The organism is Geomonas sp., assembly GCF_056994735.1.
Window position 1 is genome coordinate 1 of sequence record NZ_JBXKJL010000464.1, and the last position, 1,757, is coordinate 1,757.

At 61.1% G+C, this 1,757-nt stretch carries 2 protein-coding genes; both read right to left on the reverse strand.

The genetic code is table 11. The annotated features are described in order from the left end of the window. On the reverse strand, window positions 1–423 hold a 423-nt coding region (locus tag AC11W3_RS19935), incomplete at its 3' end, for a hypothetical protein (RefSeq protein ID WP_484093619.1). Between the two features lie 250 nt (window positions 424–673). Beyond that, window positions 674–1,757, reverse strand: a 1,084-nt coding sequence (locus AC11W3_RS19940; protein WP_484093620.1) for a transposase, incomplete at its 5' end; no start/stop codon positions are given.

Sequence of the window (1,757 nt, forward strand, 5' to 3'; positions counted from 1 at the left end):
GTCAATCAGGATCAGCCAAGGTTCCTGATGGCCTTCGCCCCAGTAGGCCAGCAAAGTGCATTCCAAGCGGGTTTGGGGAGCGCTAAATGCCGTTCCCCGCCCTTGCCAACGACTATTCACCGTCGGAACCCAGTAGGTAAACGGTCGCCGGGGATACCAGCCCACGGGACGAAAGGTCCCGCCCGCGTTGACGCGTAACAAGGGATGCCAGCCGAGCTGGCTAATCCATTCGAACAACCATTTGGCGTACAAGCCCCGGTCAGCAAGCACGATGACCGTCCAAGTCGGCGGCACCCACCCGCGCAAAGCCTTCAATAAAGCCAGCCACTCGGGCTTCCAGGGATGCTTGACTTCCGCCTTCAAAACCTTCCACCGGATCGGTACGGCACACCCCTGGTAAACCACGCTGATCACCAACAGCACGAAGCGTTGCCCCAGACGGGTCACGTCAAGGGCGATGGCCAGGTGCGTGCCGGACCACCCCTGCAGAACCCAATTCAGCTACGGTGCCTAACACTAACTCAGATCGAGTTTGGCCCGATGCCCACCAGCTTTCGCCTCAGCTTCGCGGTAGGTATCGCGCAGGCGGTCACGTACCGTCTGGAACGGTTGGCCGAGCCGACACGACCACCTATCGGCGATGGCCGTTAAACTATATGAGGCCTGGTCATAATTATGCTGCCCGTAAAATTGCTTTGGTTTCCATCCCAATAGGCAGGGGGTGTTCCTGTTGATAGAGCAGGACCAGTTGATACAAGAAGAGGGCGCCCAAGGCGACCCGTTGGCAACGCTGCAAGCCCTGGACCGGCATCTGCCCGCCCCATTCGAAGAGGTTCTTGAACAAGCCGTTGAAGGGTTCAATGGCCTGCGAGCGCAGCTTATGGAAGAGGCGCCGCACCTCCACCCCGCCGTCGGTCTGCGGGTAGGCCCCGCGTCGGGTGGCCACCAGTTCCCGGTTGCGCAAGGCGCAGTTGGCGCGCAACTCAGGGGTATTATAGTGCTGATCCCCCAACACATAGCGTACCTCCAACGGCAACTCATTGAAGAGCAATGGCGCGATCTGGTTATCGGCGCAATTGGCGGCGGTCAGCTCGGCGGCCAGTGGAATCCAGACACGGCCAAGGGTGACCGCCAAGTGCCATTTCCAGCCATACCACCACCCGTGCCAGCCCGATTTACTCCAAGCCGCTTCCATATCAATACTGGGATGCGGCACGATGCCCTGCTCGCGGTGCTGTTTGTGCCATACCCCACCGCGGGCGCGCAGCGCGGTGCTGTCAACGGCGACACCGCGGCCCTGCTGTTCCCAGGGTTGCAGGATAGCGACCAGATGGCGTCCGAACCCGCCGATCAGGCCCGGCAGGCTCGCCGGCAGCGTCTGCAGGCGCCGTTCCCAGGGGCGCCGGCTGGGGCATCGGCCCTGTTCGGTCAACCAGCCGCGCAGCCGGCAGGCGACGGGGTCAGGCTGCTCCAGCAAGGCAAGCAGTGCCCACGCCGTATCCAGTCGTCGAATAATCATGATGATCCATGCCTTCAGAAGCAGTCGATCAGGGTACGTCTTCGGCCGCCCCCGTCGCCGGTTCGGTGCAGGTGGCATTGGAATGCGGTCAACCAGCCGCACCAGGCTGACAAGAATGCTGTCTCTCAGTACCATTTCAGTACCTTCCAAAGGATGGCTGTTTGCGTACTGAAAGCGTATGGAGGCGGCCGCGCCTAGGGTAGCCCTGGGTGCGGCTTTTTGCTTTAGATCAAATAGT